This window comes from Bradyrhizobium sp. UFLA01-814 (genome assembly GCF_046718885.1).
GTDB lineage: Bacteria > Pseudomonadota > Alphaproteobacteria > Rhizobiales > Xanthobacteraceae > Bradyrhizobium > Bradyrhizobium elkanii.
In genome coordinates, this window is the sequence record NZ_JAQOSR010000107.1 from 1 (window position 1) to 13,535 (window position 13,535).

Consider the following 13,535-nt stretch of genomic DNA (forward strand, 5'->3'; position numbering starts at 1 on the left):
GCCAGCATGGTGAATCAGAAACACACTGATTTGGGAATCCCAAATCGATTCAACCTAAACCCATCCCGCTTTAGAGCTTCGGTTCTGATTCAATCAGAACCGAAAATGCTCTAGTCGCGCAGTGCGGCTTGCCGCCGGGCGCGGCATTTCGGACCTGGTCCGCGCATGTAGTACAGTTCGGGGCGATAGGGATTGATGACGCCATCGATCAGCGCGACGCAGCGCGCGATGAGGTGGGCGAGGTGGCGCCGCAACGGCCGCAGGGCAAGTTCCATCGCATTCATGGCATGCCCTCAGTGCAGCTCGCCGAGGATGGCGGTGAATGGCAGCTCGAAGATCTCGGTTCCGATGTCGTCGGTGACGTGGACCGCCCAGTTGCGCCAGTCTTCCACGCTTGGTGTCATGACATAGCTGCGCGCCAGCTGCTCCGCATATACGCGCGCCTCCGCCAGATCCATCGCGGCGCCGGTGCGATCCAGGATGACGTGCTTGTCGTCGGAGCAGTGAAAGAAAACTGCAGACATCTTCCGATTCCTATGCCGAAGCGATTCTCGTGCGCTGAAATAGCAGCGCGCGCGGGCACTGAGAATCCGGGTGATCCCCCATCGGTAAACTACGGGGAATCCAGACGATTTGAATCACGCGGCCGTGATCGAGGCGGCCTCAAAAGATCGGCTCGCCGAGCGCAACCTCGCTGCGCGGACCGAGCAGGATCACGTTGCCGCCGGCGTCCTTGGCGCCGAGGATCAGCAGTTCCGAGGTGAAACCCGCGATGTTCTTTGGCCCGAGATTGCAGATGCACACGACCAGCGAGCCGACCAGCGCCACCGGCTCGTAATTCGTGATCTGTGCGCTCGACCACATGATCCGCCCGGCGCCGACATCGACGCCGACCTTGTAAGACGGATTGCGGGCGCGCGGAAACGGCTGCACCTCGACAACCTTGCCGATCCGGATATCGAGGCGGGCGAAGTCGTCATACGTGGCTTGCGGCTTGAGCGGGGACATCAGCGCTCCTGGAACGCCAGACGAACGCCGAGCGCGATGTAGATCGTTCCGACCACGCGGCCCTGCCACTGCCCGATGCGGCGATGCCGCCGGATCCACGGGCTGATCTGGCCGGCGGCGAGCGCGAGCAGCGAGGTGTAGACCGCGCTCATCACGACGAAGATCAGGCCGAGGGTCGCGAACTGCGCGACCGCCGAGCCGTGGCCGGGGTGCACGAACTGCGGAAGGAAGGCGAGGAAGAACAGCGCGGTCTTCGGATTGAGCATTTCCGCCCAGATCGCCTGCCGGAACGCACGGCGCGGGTCGACCGGTTGCGCCGCCGGCAAATCAAGGTCGTCGTTCTTCTCGAACAGGGCGCGGACGCCGAGCACGATCAGGTAGATCACGCCGGCATATTTCACGACCGAGAACGCCAGCGCCGAGGTCATCAGCACGGCCGAGAGGCCGAACGTCGCCATCGCGGTGTGGACGAGATCGCCGAGCGCGATGCCGAAGCCGGTCGCGACGCCGACGCGCGCGCCGCCGGTGACCGAACGCGCGAGCACCAGCAGCACCGCCGGCCCGGGGATCAGGAACAGGCCGAGCACGACGGCGGCGTAGGTGAGGAGGGTGGTGATGTCGATCATGAAAGGTGTCCCGGATGTCAGGATGCGGCGACGGCGACCGCCGCGAAGCGCGGCTTCGGATCAAGCATCAGGCCGGCGCTTTCGACAATGCGCATTTCCTCGGTTCCTCTCTGCGCCGTGCGCTCCAGCACGCCGTGGATGCCTGACGCGGCGTGGCTGAGCGCATCCGGCGTCGCCAGGCCGCGCGCGCGGGCGGCGACGAACAGCGCGGCGAACAGGTCGCCGGTACCGGACGGGCTGATCGGAACCCGCGGCGTGCGCACGCGCCAGGCATAGGTCTTGTCGGATTGCGTGCGCTCGATCGCCAGCGTCTCGATCTCACTCTGCGGGGTGCCGGCCAGCTCGGCGCTGGTGATGACGACGGTCGCAGGTCCCCGCGCCATCAGCGTGCTCGCCTGCGCGATGACGTCATCGATCGTCGTTACGCGTGCGCCGCAGAGGAATTCGAACTCGAAATGATTGGGCGTGATGATGTCGGCGAGCGGGCAGAGCTCGTCGCGCACCAGCGGCGGAATGTCCGATCGCACGAACATGCCGCGGTCGCGGTCGCCGAGCACGGGATCGCAGCAATAGAGCAGGGCCGGGTTCTCCGCTTTGGCGCGGGCGACGAAGTCGGCGACATCCATCGCGATGTCGGCCGAGCCGAGATAGCCCGACAGGATCAGCCGCGCGGCCTCGACCGCGCCGCGCTCCTCGATGCCGCGCAGCAGGTCGGCGACCAATTGCACGTCGAGTACCCGGCCGCGGATCGTCGGATAGCCCGGCCGGTTGCTGAGCAGCGTGGTCGGCACGGCGACGACGTCGATGCCGTGCAGCTGGATAGGAAAGGTGGCGGCGCTGTTGCCGACATGGCCCCAGGCGACCTGTGACTGAATCGAGATGACGGTCATGTGTTCCGCTTCACCCGAACAGCGCGGCGTAGATCACGTAGAGCCAGCCCAGGATACCGTGAATGATCGCCCACAGGATCGAATGGTTCTTGGTGTAGGAGATCGCGATCGCCAGCGCCGAGCCGAATCCCACGCCGTATTTCGCGCCCTCGACGCGGACGCCATAATATCGATTGCCGTTCATGGGGATCCTTCCATCGGGAGGGCGTGAGGTCGGAGGCAGCGTAACCTGCTAGTTGCCACGAGTTCAACGGCGGACACGAGCCCACGTTTTTCCACATCGTCGTCCCGGCGAAGGCCGGGACCCATAACCACAGGATTGTGTTGGTGAGGAAAATTGTGGCCGCAGCGTCGCGCAACAATCACCTTCGGTGGTTATGGGTCCCGGCCTGCGCCGGGACGACACCGAATATGTGGCGCGGCCAGTGAGTCCTACATCCGCATTCTCGCGACATGTTTTGTCCGAGCTTTGCTCTTCGTTCCGCCCCCTTTCGAACAGAGGGCGCAGGGAAAGCCGGGTGCCGATCGCACCTCATGGGCCCCGAGCAATGGGCAGCAAGCGGAATATTTTCTTATTCTGAGATTGACAGGTTTTGCTGAGTTGCCCGTCGGGCTGTTTTGTCGCAGGCAGCCGGATTTGGTTTGCGGGGTGCGTCGCAATCTCGTCGGTCACGCAACGATCAACCGAACGTGTCGGATCGACGTGGAAGAAGATGCGCGGGTGGACTGTCCTGCATCCAAACGCTCGCCTCATGGCGTCGGAATAAGACGGCAGAGCGATCGATCATGATGTGAGCGCGAACCGATCGGCGGGCGGCGAACAATGCGCCGGCGCGCCGAATCCAACAGGAGCAACTGATGTCCAGGATCAAACAGGTTGCGGCCGCGCTGACCGCGCTCGCCATGCTGACGGCGTCGGCCATGGCACACGAAGTGCCGGCGGCGGGCTCATCCGCGCTCATGAAGAGCCATGCCGCCGCCGGCCGCTGGAGCGGCGGACCGCCGCGCATGGCGGTTCCGCGTTTCGGCGAGTCCGAGGCGCTGCCGCGCGACCAGCCCGGCGGCGTCTGCGATCACGGCGACAATGCCATGATCTGCTGAGCCGGATAGTGCATGGCGGTGATCTCCGGCGAAAGTTGCGCTAGCCTTGCTGGGTCGTCTCCCTCCAGCTCGCGAGCGCCGCCGCCATGCACATCCTCCGTCCCCAGTTTCGCATCGAGCAAGACCGTGCGCTCGCCTTTGCGGCGGCGCGCGGCTTCGGCGCCATCGTCGCCGCCGATGCACGCGGTCCGCGCGCGTCCTACGTGCCGTTCGTGATCCAGCGGCGCGACGAGCGCGTGATCGTGCAGATCCATCTCACCGCGAAGAATCCGCTGGTCGAGCTCGCCGACGGTGTCAGGCGCTTCCTCCTGATCGTCTCCGGCGACGACGCCTACATCTCGAACGACTGGTATGTCTCACCCGACAACGTCTCGACCTGGCTCTACGAGGCGGTGCATTTGTCCGGCGTCGCGCATCTGCGCGATCACGGCGAGAATCGTGGCCACGGCGACGCGCTGCTCGCGGTCTCCGAGGCGCGGCTGCCGAAGCAGCCCTGGGACCTGACGCAGATGGAGCCCGGCAAGCGCGAAGCGATGCTGGCTGGGATCAGGGTGATCGACATCGTCGTCGACGAGATCGAGGGCCAGTCAAAGCTCAACCAGCACAAGAGCGATGCGGACTATGTCGCGCTCGTCAATCGCCTCGCGCAGGCGGAGGAGACGTCAAGCCAAAGGCTTGCCGCGAAGATGCGCGCGCTGCGGCCGCAGCTCAAATATGACGATGGACGGTGGGCGGGTTAGCCAGGCGTAACCCGGCGTTGTCTGAACGCGGCAGAGGGCGGATTACGCTTGCGCTAATCCGCCCTACGGAGCCGATCGGCATCGAATCCGCAAACGTGTTGTTAAGAATCGATTCGCGCCGATTGGTTCGATTCCGATTCGTTCTTTGTGAACAAAATGGAGTCGGATGGGGAACATCTGGTGCGTGATCCCCGTAGCCCGCATGAGTGAAGCGATATGCGGGGCCCGATCGCGTACTCTTGGAGCGGTCCCGGATGTCGCTTCGCTCATCCGGGCTACGCAGTCATGTGGCGGAGAGCGCCAGGAAGCTCACGACCTCTCGGTTGAAGCGATCCGCTTGCTCGATATTGAGGATGTGAACGCCGGGCAGCAGAACGAGCTTGGCATCGGTGATTGTCGCGGCGATATCAGCGCTGTGGCTGGCCCGCGTGACGGTGTCGCTCTCGCCGCCGATGACGAGCGTCGGCGCCGCAATCAACGAGATGACGCGGCGGAGATCGACGTCGCGCAGTGCCGCGTAACATCCGGCGAGACCGCGCGGCGGCGTGGTCAGCACCATGTTGCGGAATTCGTCGACAATGTCGTTCGGTGCAGCCAGCATGGCCGCCGGAAACCAGTTGCGCATGAAGCCGTCCGCGATTCCATTCATATCCGGGGCAGCCAGCACCGCGCAGATCTGCTCGTCGAACGGCAGCTCCGACGCCAGATAGGACGAGGTGTTCGAGAGGATCAGGCGATCGATGCGTTCGGGCGCGAAGATGCCGAGCCATTGTCCGATAAAGCCGCCTAGCGACAGACCGAGGAAATGCGCGCGATCGATCGCGAGGTGGTCGAGCAGCTCGACCACGTCGCGGCCGAGCCGGTCCATCGAGTAGGCGCCCACCGGCGCGTCCGACCCGCCATGACCGCGGGTGTGGTAGCGGAGCACCCGAAACGACCGGCTGAGGGCCGGCATCGAACGATCCCACATGTGCAGGTTGGTGGCGATCGAGTTCGACAGCGCGAGCACCGGCCGATCGTCGGGACCGTCGATACGGTACGCAATCCGGCAGCCATCCGCCGTGGTGAAGTGTCGATCGGCGCTCATCCCGTCAGTCCCTTGTGCTGGTGGAAGCCGCCAGGCTTCGCGTCGAGCCAGGCTAGGACTCGCGCCTTCGAAGAAAAATTACTAAGATTGATCAATCTTTGTAGGATTTATGGACAATGGATCGGATCAAGCTGCACGATTTGCGCTGCTTTGACGCTGTCGCGACCAAGGGAAGCTTTCAGGCCGCCGGCACCGCGCTGAACCGGTCGCATCCGTCGGTGTTCGCGGCGGTCGCCCGGCTAGAGCAGCAGCTCGGCCTCACACTGTTCGATCGCAGCGGATACCGCGTCGGGCTGACGGACGCCGGCCGGACGTTTCACGCACGCGCGCAGGTGACGCTGCGCGAACTCGAGCTGCTGCAGGGCTATGCGGAGCAGCTTGCCGGCGGAGAAGAGGTCGTCCTGCGCATCGTCATCGGCGACCTGTGCCCGCGGCCGCCGGTGCTGCAGATGCTGTCGGCGTTCTTTGCCCGCTATCCCAACACGCGCCTGCACCTGGAATATGAGGCGGTCGGCGGACCGCTCGAGCGCCTTATCGATGATAATGCTGATCTGGTGTTTCATCGCGCGGACCCCTCCGATCCGCGCTTCGAACAGATCAAGCTATCGACCACGGCCATGGTCCCGGTTGTGGCTCCCGGCTTTCTGCCATTTGCGTGGACGAAGAAGGTCACGCCGGAGCAGATGCGCCTCTTCACGCAGTGCGTGATTCGCGACACGGCGCGGCGACCGTCGTCGGAAAACTTCTTCCTGATCGATGGTGCGCATCAGTGTAGCGTGCCGGACCAGATGATGAAAAAGGAGTTGATCCTGCATCGTCTCGCCTGGGGCCATCTGCCCGCATGGCTGATCGAGGACGAGCTGCGGGACGGCGGGCTGATCAGCATCGCCGGACCGAATTTTCCGGGCCGTGAGGAAAATCTTGCGGTAGTCCGCCATCGCCAGCATTCGCACGGACCGGTGGCGGAAGCGCTCTGGCTTCACCTCAAAAGCTGGCGGCCCGCCCGGCGCGCAGGGCGGGGTGGCCAACCGGTTCGCGCGAAGCGCGGCCGATAATTGGCGCGGCGTAATCCGCCGCAGTGATGTCGTTGATGGATGGTGGATTGCGCCTTCCGCCTTGGCTCGTTGAGCTACGGCGGACGTCGTCGGCTGATCCACCCCACAACGTGCCGTAGCATCGAAGTCCCGCAAACCTGTTGTTAAGAATCGCTTCGCACCGATTTTTCGATTCCGATTCGTTCTTCGCGAACGAAATGGAGTCGAACGGAGAACGCGATCGTGATGGTGCCTGCCCCTCGATCCGGGAAGCCGGCACACGCAGCGTGTCCGAATTGCGCGGCCATATTGCGCGCCGAGCGCAATAATCCCATCATGGCACAACAACGATTACTCGGATGCGGCTCGCGCAAACGCGTTGTTAACGTCTGGATCGCGCCGATTTTCTCGATTCCGATTCGTTCCTCGCGAACAAATTGGAGTCAGATGCAGAACGTCGCTGTGGCGCGCGATGCGTTTCTCTGCTCCACTCGCTGCGCACCAGAGAGCGGATCGATGGCCAAGAAGGCAGGCAAGAAGACCAGCAAGAAAATGAAAAGGCCCGCGTCGCACCGCACCGTGCTGGCGATCGACGTCGGCGGCACGCATGTGAAGGTCATGACCGACATGGAGCGCGTCAAGCGCGAATTCGAGTCGGGTCCAACTCTGTCCGCGACCGAGATGGTGCGGCAGGTCAAGTTGCTGACCAAGGACTGGTCCTATGACGTGATCTCGGTCGGCTATCCCGGACCCGTCGTTCACAACCGTCCGCTGACCGAGCCGCACAATCTCGGCCGCGGCTGGGCCGGCTTCGATTTTCACCACGCGTTCGGCCGCCCGACCAGGGTCGTCAACGATGCGCTGATGCAGGCGATCGGCAGCTATCAGGGCGGCCGGATGCTGTTTCTCGGCCTCGGCACCGGCCTCGGCTCCGCGATGATCGTGGACGGTGTTTACGAGCCGATGGAGCTTGGTCATTTGCCGTACCGCAAGGGCGCGACGTTCGAGGATTATGTCGGCGCCGCGGGGCTCGAGCGGCGTGGCCGAAAGAAATGGCGCAAGAGCGTCGACGACGTCATCGCGCGGCTGTCTGCCGCGCTGGAGCCCGAGTACATCGTGCTCGGCGGCGGCAATGCCGACAAGGTCGACAACCCGCCGCCGAAGGTGAGGTTCGGCGACAACGCCAACGCATTCGAGGGCGGATTTCGAATGTGGAAGAAGAGAGCGCGCAAGGCGAGCAGCGCGCGTCGATGAAACCGGAACCGCCACCAAATTGCCGCAACTGCCGAAGTTTCGCGCTGCTTCGTCACCCCTGTTGTCGGAACTGATTGGGTGCGCCGCTCGTTTTATGCGGCATAACATCCCGTTCCATGAGGAGTGAGCCATGCGAAGTTTCATTATTCCCGCGATCGCGGCCCTGGCGATCGGCGCAGCGACGCCGGCGATGGCCTACGATTCCGGCAGCCAGATCTCGATGGAGGCCGCGCTCGACGTCGCGACCAATCTCGGCATCGTGACGGTGTCGAACACCCAGTTCCTCGGCGACGAGTGGGAGGTCGAGGGGCGTGACCGCCTCGGCCGCTGGATGCAGGTCGATGTCGATGCGCGGACCGGCGAGGTGCGCAACGTGGATCGCGGCTGGTAGCTGGCGTCTTCACCACTGCGTGACCTTCGGAACGGCCGGCGGAGCAGGGCGCACGCCGGCCGTTCGTTATCCAGAACTGTCTGATGCCGCGCTTTGGCTCAATGGCACAAAGCTGGGGTATGCTGGTCCCATCATTCCGGGAATCGCCGCCAGCGCGGCGGCCCGTGAACAGGAGACCGGCCATGACAAAACCGTTTCCGTCCAAAACCCATATCGGCAATCACCTGCTGCATCCGGAAACCCAGATGCTGAACTACGGCTACGATCCGCAGCTGTCGGAGGGCGCCGTCAAGCCGCCCGTGTTCCTGACCTCGACCTTCGTGTTCCGCACCGCCGAGGACGGCAAGGACTTTTTCGACTTTGTCGCAGGCCGGCGCGAGCCTCCGGAAGGCATGGGGGCGGGGCTGGTCTATTCGCGCTTCAATCATCCGAACAGCGAGATCGTCGAGGACCGGCTTGCGATCTATGAGCGCACCGAGAGCTGCGCGCTGTTCTCCTCAGGCATGTCGGCGATCTCGACCACGGTGCTGGCCTTCGCGCGGCCCGGCGACGTGATCCTGCATTCGCAGCCGCTCTATGGCGGCACCGAGACGCTGTTCACCAGGACGCTGGCGGGCTTCTCGATTCACGCCGTGGGCTTTGCCGACGGCCTCGACGAGAGTGTCATCCGCGCCGCTGCCGACGAGGCGATGAAGAAGGGCCGCGTCGCGATGATCTTCATCGAGACGCCGGCCAATCCGACCAACGGCCTGGTCGATATCGCGCTGACGCGGCGCATCGCCGACGCGATCGGCAAGGCACAGGGCCATACTCCGATTATCGCCTGCGACAACACGCTGCTCGGGCCGGTGTTTCAGCGGCCGATCGAGCACGGCGCCGATCTCTCGCTGTACTCGCTGACGAAATATGTCGGCGGCCATTCCGACCTGATCGCGGGCGCGGCGCTCGGCTCGAAGAAGCTGATGAAGGACATCAAGGCGCTGCGCGGCGCGATCGGCACCCAGCTCGATCCGCATTCCTGCTGGATGATCAGCCGTTCGCTGGAAACGCTCAGCCTGCGCATGGAAAAGGCCGACCGCAACGCGCGGATCGTTGCCGATTATCTGCGCGATCACCCCAAGGTGGCGCAGGTGCATTATCTCGGCCATCACGATCCGGCGTCCCCCGCGGGGCATGTCTTCGCGAGCCAAAGCAGCGGCGCCGGTTCGACCTTCTCGTTCGACATCGTCGGCGGGCAGCAAGCGGCGGAGAAATTCCTCAACGCGCTGCAGATCTTCAAGCTCGCAGTCAGTCTCGGCGGCACCGAGTCGCTCGCGAGCCTGCCGGCCACCATGACGCATTCCGGCGTGCCGGCCGATATCCGCAAGCGGATCGGCGTGCTGGATTCGACGATCCGGCTCTCGATCGGGATCGAGCATCCGTCCGATCTGGTGGCCGACATCGCGCAGGCATTGAGCAGGGTGTGAGCGAGTAAAAAGCGTGTAGGGTGGGTAGGGCCAACGGGCTACCAATCTCCGGAGAGAGTGCATGCTAGCGATTACGGCGATCATCAGGACCAAGAAGGGCCATGAGGCGGCGATGCGTCAGGCATTGCTCGACGTCGTCGAGCATGTCCGCGCCAACGAGCCGTCCACCGTCGGCTACTACGTCTCGCAGGATGTCGACAGTCCCCGGATATTTTCGACGTATGAGCGATACCTGGATCAGGCAGCCATGGACCGGCACAACGATTCGCCGGCCGTGGCGCGCTTCTTTGAGGTCGCGAAGCCGATCCTCGACGGCGAGGTGATCGTGGTTTTGGCCAACGAGATTGCGAGCAAGCGGGAGTAGGGCGTTCGCCGCGTTCACAAATAATAGCCTGCTCCGGAAAGGCTTCGTCGCAGCGCATTCATTCTCCGATTTTGGTGGTTCGGAGCATTGCGGACCGGCGGGGTCGGCGATTTCAGGACAAATCCATCGCCGCGGAGCTGCGCTCGAAGCGAGCGTGAACCCGGACAACGTTGACGCGGAGGCGGCGCGCCGTTATTGGCGGCGCGGAAAATTCCGACACAACGATACGGGATGGTCTCGATGCAAGTGACTTTGATGAAGGGCAAGATTCATCGCGCGCACGTCACCGAAGCGGACTTGCATTACGAGGGGTCGATTTCGATCGACCGCAATTTGATCGAGGCCGCCGGTTTCCTCATCAATGAACGCGTCGACATCTACAACATCGACACCGGCGCGCGCTTCTCGACCTATGTGATCGAGGCGCCGGCGGGATCGGGCACAATCGGCCTCAACGGCGCGGCCGCGCGGCTCGCCATGGCCGGCGACAAGGTCATCATCGTCGCCTATGCCAGCTTCGACGCCGACGAGGCGCGCCAGTTTCATCCGCGGGTCGTGCTGGTCGACGACAAGAACCGGCACATCGCGAAGGCTGCCGCCTCATCGGTGAAAGCCCTGGCGGACGCGTAAGCCGGGCTGCGCTAGGCCTTCTTGACGAACTCCGATTTCAGATTCATCGCGCCGATGCCGTCGATCTTGCAGGCGACGTTGTGTCCGTCGCTGCCCTCGGTGAGGCGGATGTTCCTGACCTTGGTGCCGCCCTTGACGACCGACGACGAGCCCTTGACCTTGAGGTCCTTGATCACGATGACGCTGTCGCCGTCCGTCAGCGGGTTGCCGTGCGCATCGCGCACGCCCGCTTGCTGCGCGGTCTCGGCGGCCGCGGCCGCATCGCTGCTCCACTCATGGGCACATTCCGGGCAGACCCAGAGAGCGCCATCCTGATAGGCATGCTCGGAATTGCATTTCGGGCAGTTCATTGCGGCGTCCATGGTCGAGATCGTCTCCGTCGTTGCGGGCGCACCGTAGAGGCACAAGCGGGCAAAGCAAGCGAAAACCCGGCGATTTAATGCGCAAAGCGGCGCAAAGGTGGCGAGCCGCCCGTCCACCCGCGGATGCTGGTGGAACGGTCTGTCGCTCCATCCGTTGCCGTTCGTCGCTCGGCATTGCGGCCCTGTGCTTGCGGGGAACGGTTCACTGATCGTCGCGTCCGGGCCGGCAACTCATCGAAAAGCAATCGGCTGATCCCAAACATGGACGCGGAAGATGAATCACAGAAACCCGGCTTTCGTCAGCCTTCGCACGTCGCTCGTCACCGCCGCCTTCACGTCGGCGTCGCTGGTGAGCGCAAGCCTTGTGACCGCAAGTCTTCTAAGCGTAAGTCTTGCCCACGCAGAGCCGGTGAATTCGCGTGCGGATCATGGCGGCGGTGGTCCCGGCGAGTTCGCCAACCTTGCGGAGAAGGTCGGGCCGGCCGTGATTGGCGTCAACGCCAAGGTGGCGGCAGCGGCGGATGACGACGATTCTTCTCCCAGCCAGTCTCCCGGCGACTCTTCCGGGCCGGACGGCCTGCCCGATCAGGACACGCCGGGGAGGGCTGTTCCGAATCCCGGCAGGCGTGGACCGGGCAATCTGCCGAAGTCGGGTGAGATGACCTCGATCGGTTCGGGCTTCTTCATCTCGGCGGACGGCTATGCGGTGACGAACAATCACGTCCTCGGAGGCAGCGACCGCGCCGATGTTCGCACCAGTGACAACAAGGTCTACAAGGCGAAGGTCCTGGGCAAGGATCCGGTCAGCGACCTGGCCCTGCTCAAGGTCGATGGGCGGACCGACTTCAGCTATGTCAAGCTCGCGGAGCAGCCGCCGCGCACCGGCGATTGGGTGCTCGCGGCCGGCAATTCGTTCGGCCTCGGAAACACCGTCACCGCGGGGATCGTCTCGGCGCGTGCGCGCGACCTGGAGACCGGGTCTTCGGAAGATTTCGTCCAGATCGATGCGCGGATCAACCGCGGCGATTCCGGCGGGCCGAGCTTCAACACGCATGGCGATGTGATCGGCGTGAACAGCCTGATCTTCTCGCCCTCGGGCGGCTCGGTCGGTGTCGCGTTTGCGATACCCGCCGATACCGTGAAGACGGTGATCCCGCAGCTGAAGGACAAGGGTACGGTCACGCGCGGCTGGATGGGCGCGCAGATTCAATCGATCACCCCCGGCATTGCCGAAAGCTTAGGTGCGGACAATCTGCACGGCGCGGTCGTGGTCGGCGTGCAGACCGGCGGTCCGGCCGCGAAGGCCGGATTGAGGCGGGGGGACGTGATCACCTCGGTCAATGACGAGCCGATCAAGAGCGCCAACGAGCTGACCAAGAAGGTTTATGCGGGAGCGCCCGGCAGTTCAGTCAAGCTTTCGATGGTGCGGGACAATGCGCCGAATTCGCTGAGCGTCACGCTCGGCCAGCTCGCGCAGTCGCAGGCGCCTGCCGGCCTGCTCAAGTGATCCCGCCGGCGTTGATCGCGCCGGCCTCGGCGATCAGCTCGAACGATCGCAGCCGCTTCTGGTGATCATAGACGTCGGACACGATCATCAGCTCGTCGGCGCCGGTCTCCGCGACCAGCGCGTCGATGCCGGCGCGCACCGTCGCGGGCGAGCCGATGATGGAGCGCGCGAGCATCCGCATCGCCTGCACCTTCTCCGACGGCGACCAGTAGCTCTCGATGTCGTCGATCGGCGGCTGGCTGAGGCCGCGCGCGCCGCGGAAGATGTTGGTGAACGACATCTGCTGCGTGGTCGCCAGCCGCCGCGCCTCCTCGTCGGTGTCGGCGGCGATGATGTTGACGCCGACCATGGTGTAGGGATGCGCGAGCTGCTCCGACGGCTTGAAGCGGGCGCGATAGATCTGCAGCGCCTGGAGCAGGAGCTCGGGGGCAAAGTGCGAGGCGAAGGCGTAGGGCAGGCCGAGCTCGCCGGCCAGCATCGCGCCGAAATTGCTCGAGCCGAGAATCCACAGCGGCACGTCGGTGCCCGCGGCCGGCACCGCCTGGATGCGCTGGTTGGGACCGGCCGCCGCGAGGAAGGCCTGCACCTCGAGCACGTCCTGCGGAAAGTTCTCGGCGGATTCAGGCGTGCGGCGCAGCGCGCGCAGCGTGAGCTGGTCGGTGCCCGGCGCGCGGCCGAGGCCAAGGTCGATACGGTCAGGAAACAGCCGCGCCAGCGTGCCGAACTGCTCGGCGATGACATAGGGCGCGTGGTTCGGCAGCATGATGCCGCCGGCGCCGACGCGGATGGTCTTGGTGCCCGCGGCGATGTGCCCGATCACGACCGACGTCGCGGCGCTGGCGATGCCCGCCATGTTGTGATGCTCCGCCACCCAGATGCGGCGATAGCCGAGAGCCTCCGCATGGCGCGCGACATCGCGCGCGTTATAGAGCGCGCCGCGCGCGTCGGTTTCCTCGGTGACGCGGACGAGATCGAGAATGGAGAGGGCGGCCACGGCGACTCCGGAACGTTAGGGACGGGAGCCGGTGGTATTTGGCTGTGTCCAGGTGGATGCGAAACGGCGGGGAGCAGCCGG

General features: G+C 64.4%; 18 protein-coding genes. 9 read left to right on the forward strand and 9 right to left on the reverse strand.

Annotation, left to right across the window (positions count from 1 at the left end):
- Nucleotides 1–110: 110 nt before the first annotated feature.
- The 6 genes from PMN64_RS27820 to PMN64_RS27845 form a co-directional block, all read right to left on the reverse strand.
- Complete coding sequence (locus PMN64_RS27820) at nucleotides 111–284, reverse strand: hypothetical protein (RefSeq protein WP_411782952.1); 174 nt, start codon at nucleotides 282–284, stop codon at nucleotides 111–113.
- A 9-nt stretch (nucleotides 285–293) separates the two neighbouring features.
- Nucleotides 294–524 (reverse strand): DUF6894 family protein, encoded by a 231-nt coding sequence (locus PMN64_RS27825; RefSeq protein ID WP_038383784.1) that lies wholly within the window; start codon nucleotides 522–524, stop codon nucleotides 294–296.
- A 139-nt stretch (nucleotides 525–663) separates the two neighbouring features.
- Entirely contained in the window at nucleotides 664–1,008 is a 345-nt protein-coding gene (locus PMN64_RS27830) for a tRNA-binding protein (protein ID WP_411782953.1), read from the reverse strand.
- Nucleotides 1,008–1,634 carry a LysE family translocator gene (locus tag PMN64_RS27835; protein ID WP_137482703.1) on the reverse strand — a complete coding sequence of 209 codons (627 nt, stop codon included), beginning with the start codon at nucleotides 1,632–1,634 and terminating at the stop codon, nucleotides 1,008–1,010. The genes PMN64_RS27830 and PMN64_RS27835 overlap by 1 nt, the downstream gene beginning before the upstream one ends.
- Before the next feature lie 17 nt (nucleotides 1,635–1,651).
- Complete coding sequence (gene pdxY, locus PMN64_RS27840; protein ID WP_411782954.1) at nucleotides 1,652–2,524, reverse strand: pyridoxal kinase PdxY; 873 nt, start codon at nucleotides 2,522–2,524, stop codon at nucleotides 1,652–1,654.
- Between the two features lie 10 nt (nucleotides 2,525–2,534).
- Nucleotides 2,535–2,708: a hypothetical protein gene (locus PMN64_RS27845; RefSeq protein WP_016840760.1), complete on the reverse strand. Its 174-nt coding sequence runs from the start codon at nucleotides 2,706–2,708 to the stop codon at nucleotides 2,535–2,537.
- Between the two features lie 674 nt (nucleotides 2,709–3,382).
- Here PMN64_RS27845 and PMN64_RS27850 point away from each other — a divergent pair.
- Both PMN64_RS27850 and PMN64_RS27855 read left to right on the forward strand, forming a co-directional pair.
- Nucleotides 3,383–3,625 (forward strand): hypothetical protein, encoded by a 243-nt coding sequence (locus PMN64_RS27850; protein WP_411782955.1) that lies wholly within the window; start codon nucleotides 3,383–3,385, stop codon nucleotides 3,623–3,625.
- An 86-nt stretch (nucleotides 3,626–3,711) separates the two neighbouring features.
- Complete coding sequence (locus PMN64_RS27855) at nucleotides 3,712–4,365, forward strand: FMN-binding negative transcriptional regulator (protein ID WP_411782956.1); 654 nt, start codon at nucleotides 3,712–3,714, stop codon at nucleotides 4,363–4,365.
- 283 nt (nucleotides 4,366–4,648) lie between these two features.
- On the opposite strand, the gene PMN64_RS27860 is transcribed toward PMN64_RS27855, so the two are convergent.
- Nucleotides 4,649–5,452 (reverse strand): alpha/beta fold hydrolase, encoded by an 804-nt coding sequence (locus PMN64_RS27860; protein WP_411782957.1) that lies wholly within the window; start codon nucleotides 5,450–5,452, stop codon nucleotides 4,649–4,651.
- Nucleotides 5,453–5,568: 116 nt separating this feature from the next.
- Between PMN64_RS27860 and PMN64_RS27865 the strand changes: the two genes are divergently transcribed.
- The 6 genes from PMN64_RS27865 to panD all read left to right on the forward strand — a co-directional run bounded on the left by PMN64_RS27865 (nucleotide 5,569) and on the right by panD (nucleotide 10,591).
- Nucleotides 5,569–6,507, forward strand: a complete 939-nt coding sequence (locus tag PMN64_RS27865) for a LysR family transcriptional regulator (RefSeq protein ID WP_411782958.1) — start codon at nucleotides 5,569–5,571, stop codon at nucleotides 6,505–6,507.
- Nucleotides 6,508–7,002: 495 nt separating this feature from the next.
- A complete protein-coding gene (locus PMN64_RS27870; RefSeq protein WP_411782959.1) occupies nucleotides 7,003–7,740 on the forward strand; it encodes an ROK family protein in 738 nt (245 codons plus the stop codon).
- Nucleotides 7,741–7,870: 130 nt separating this feature from the next.
- Complete coding sequence (locus PMN64_RS27875; RefSeq protein ID WP_016842771.1) at nucleotides 7,871–8,131, forward strand: PepSY domain-containing protein; 261 nt, start codon at nucleotides 7,871–7,873, stop codon at nucleotides 8,129–8,131.
- 182 nt (nucleotides 8,132–8,313) lie between these two features.
- Nucleotides 8,314–9,597 carry a cystathionine gamma-synthase family protein gene (locus PMN64_RS27880; RefSeq protein ID WP_411782960.1) on the forward strand — a complete coding sequence of 428 codons (1,284 nt, stop codon included), beginning with the start codon at nucleotides 8,314–8,316 and terminating at the stop codon, nucleotides 9,595–9,597.
- A 61-nt stretch (nucleotides 9,598–9,658) separates the two neighbouring features.
- Entirely contained in the window at nucleotides 9,659–9,961 is a 303-nt protein-coding gene (locus PMN64_RS27885; protein ID WP_411782961.1) for a putative quinol monooxygenase, read from the forward strand.
- A gap of 240 nt (nucleotides 9,962–10,201) precedes the next feature.
- Nucleotides 10,202–10,591 (forward strand): aspartate 1-decarboxylase, encoded by a 390-nt coding sequence (gene panD / locus PMN64_RS27890; RefSeq protein ID WP_411782962.1) that lies wholly within the window; start codon nucleotides 10,202–10,204, stop codon nucleotides 10,589–10,591.
- Between the two features lie 11 nt (nucleotides 10,592–10,602).
- On the opposite strand, the gene PMN64_RS27895 is transcribed toward panD, so the two are convergent.
- Nucleotides 10,603–10,953, reverse strand: coding sequence for a zinc ribbon domain-containing protein YjdM (locus PMN64_RS27895; RefSeq protein ID WP_411782963.1), 351 nt, complete (start codon nucleotides 10,951–10,953; stop codon nucleotides 10,603–10,605).
- 274 nt (nucleotides 10,954–11,227) lie between these two features.
- Between PMN64_RS27895 and PMN64_RS27900 the strand changes: the two genes are divergently transcribed.
- Nucleotides 11,228–12,460: a S1C family serine protease gene (locus PMN64_RS27900; RefSeq protein ID WP_411782964.1), complete on the forward strand. Its 1,233-nt coding sequence runs from the start codon at nucleotides 11,228–11,230 to the stop codon at nucleotides 12,458–12,460.
- Here the strand turns inward: PMN64_RS27900 and PMN64_RS27905 are convergent.
- Nucleotides 12,453–13,454: an LLM class flavin-dependent oxidoreductase gene (locus PMN64_RS27905; RefSeq protein WP_411782965.1), complete on the reverse strand. Its 1,002-nt coding sequence runs from the start codon at nucleotides 13,452–13,454 to the stop codon at nucleotides 12,453–12,455. The two genes, PMN64_RS27900 and PMN64_RS27905, sit on opposite strands and share 8 nt — an antisense overlap.
- Between the last annotated feature and the right edge of the window lie 81 nt (nucleotides 13,455–13,535).

Excerpts from the sequence above, each read along its gene's own strand:
- PMN64_RS27820 (WP_411782952.1), bottom strand. The coding sequence starts at position 284 with ATGAATGCGATGGAACTTGCCCTGCGGCCGTTGCGGCGCCACCTCGCC.
- PMN64_RS27825 (WP_038383784.1), bottom strand. The coding sequence starts at position 524 with ATGTCTGCAGTTTTCTTTCACTGCTCCGACGACAAGCACGTCATCCTG.
- PMN64_RS27830 (WP_411782953.1), bottom strand. The coding sequence starts at position 1,008 with ATGTCCCCGCTCAAGCCGCAAGCCACGTATGACGACTTCGCCCGCCTC.
- PMN64_RS27835 (WP_137482703.1), bottom strand. The coding sequence starts at position 1,634 with ATGATCGACATCACCACCCTCCTCACCTACGCCGCCGTCGTGCTCGGC.
- pdxY (WP_411782954.1), bottom strand. The coding sequence starts at position 2,524 with ATGACCGTCATCTCGATTCAGTCACAGGTCGCCTGGGGCCATGTCGGC.
- PMN64_RS27845 (WP_016840760.1), bottom strand. The coding sequence starts at position 2,708 with ATGAACGGCAATCGATATTATGGCGTCCGCGTCGAGGGCGCGAAATAC.
- PMN64_RS27850 (WP_411782955.1), top strand. The coding sequence starts at position 3,383 with ATGTCCAGGATCAAACAGGTTGCGGCCGCGCTGACCGCGCTCGCCATG.
- PMN64_RS27855 (WP_411782956.1), top strand. The coding sequence starts at position 3,712 with ATGCACATCCTCCGTCCCCAGTTTCGCATCGAGCAAGACCGTGCGCTC.
- PMN64_RS27860 (WP_411782957.1), bottom strand. The coding sequence starts at position 5,452 with ATGAGCGCCGATCGACACTTCACCACGGCGGATGGCTGCCGGATTGCG.
- PMN64_RS27865 (WP_411782958.1), top strand. The coding sequence starts at position 5,569 with ATGGATCGGATCAAGCTGCACGATTTGCGCTGCTTTGACGCTGTCGCG.
- PMN64_RS27870 (WP_411782959.1), top strand. The coding sequence starts at position 7,003 with ATGGCCAAGAAGGCAGGCAAGAAGACCAGCAAGAAAATGAAAAGGCCC.
- PMN64_RS27875 (WP_016842771.1), top strand. The coding sequence starts at position 7,871 with ATGCGAAGTTTCATTATTCCCGCGATCGCGGCCCTGGCGATCGGCGCA.
- PMN64_RS27880 (WP_411782960.1), top strand. The coding sequence starts at position 8,314 with ATGACAAAACCGTTTCCGTCCAAAACCCATATCGGCAATCACCTGCTG.
- PMN64_RS27885 (WP_411782961.1), top strand. The coding sequence starts at position 9,659 with ATGCTAGCGATTACGGCGATCATCAGGACCAAGAAGGGCCATGAGGCG.
- panD (WP_411782962.1), top strand. The coding sequence starts at position 10,202 with ATGCAAGTGACTTTGATGAAGGGCAAGATTCATCGCGCGCACGTCACC.
- PMN64_RS27895 (WP_411782963.1), bottom strand. The coding sequence starts at position 10,953 with ATGGACGCCGCAATGAACTGCCCGAAATGCAATTCCGAGCATGCCTAT.
- PMN64_RS27900 (WP_411782964.1), top strand. The coding sequence starts at position 11,228 with ATGAATCACAGAAACCCGGCTTTCGTCAGCCTTCGCACGTCGCTCGTC.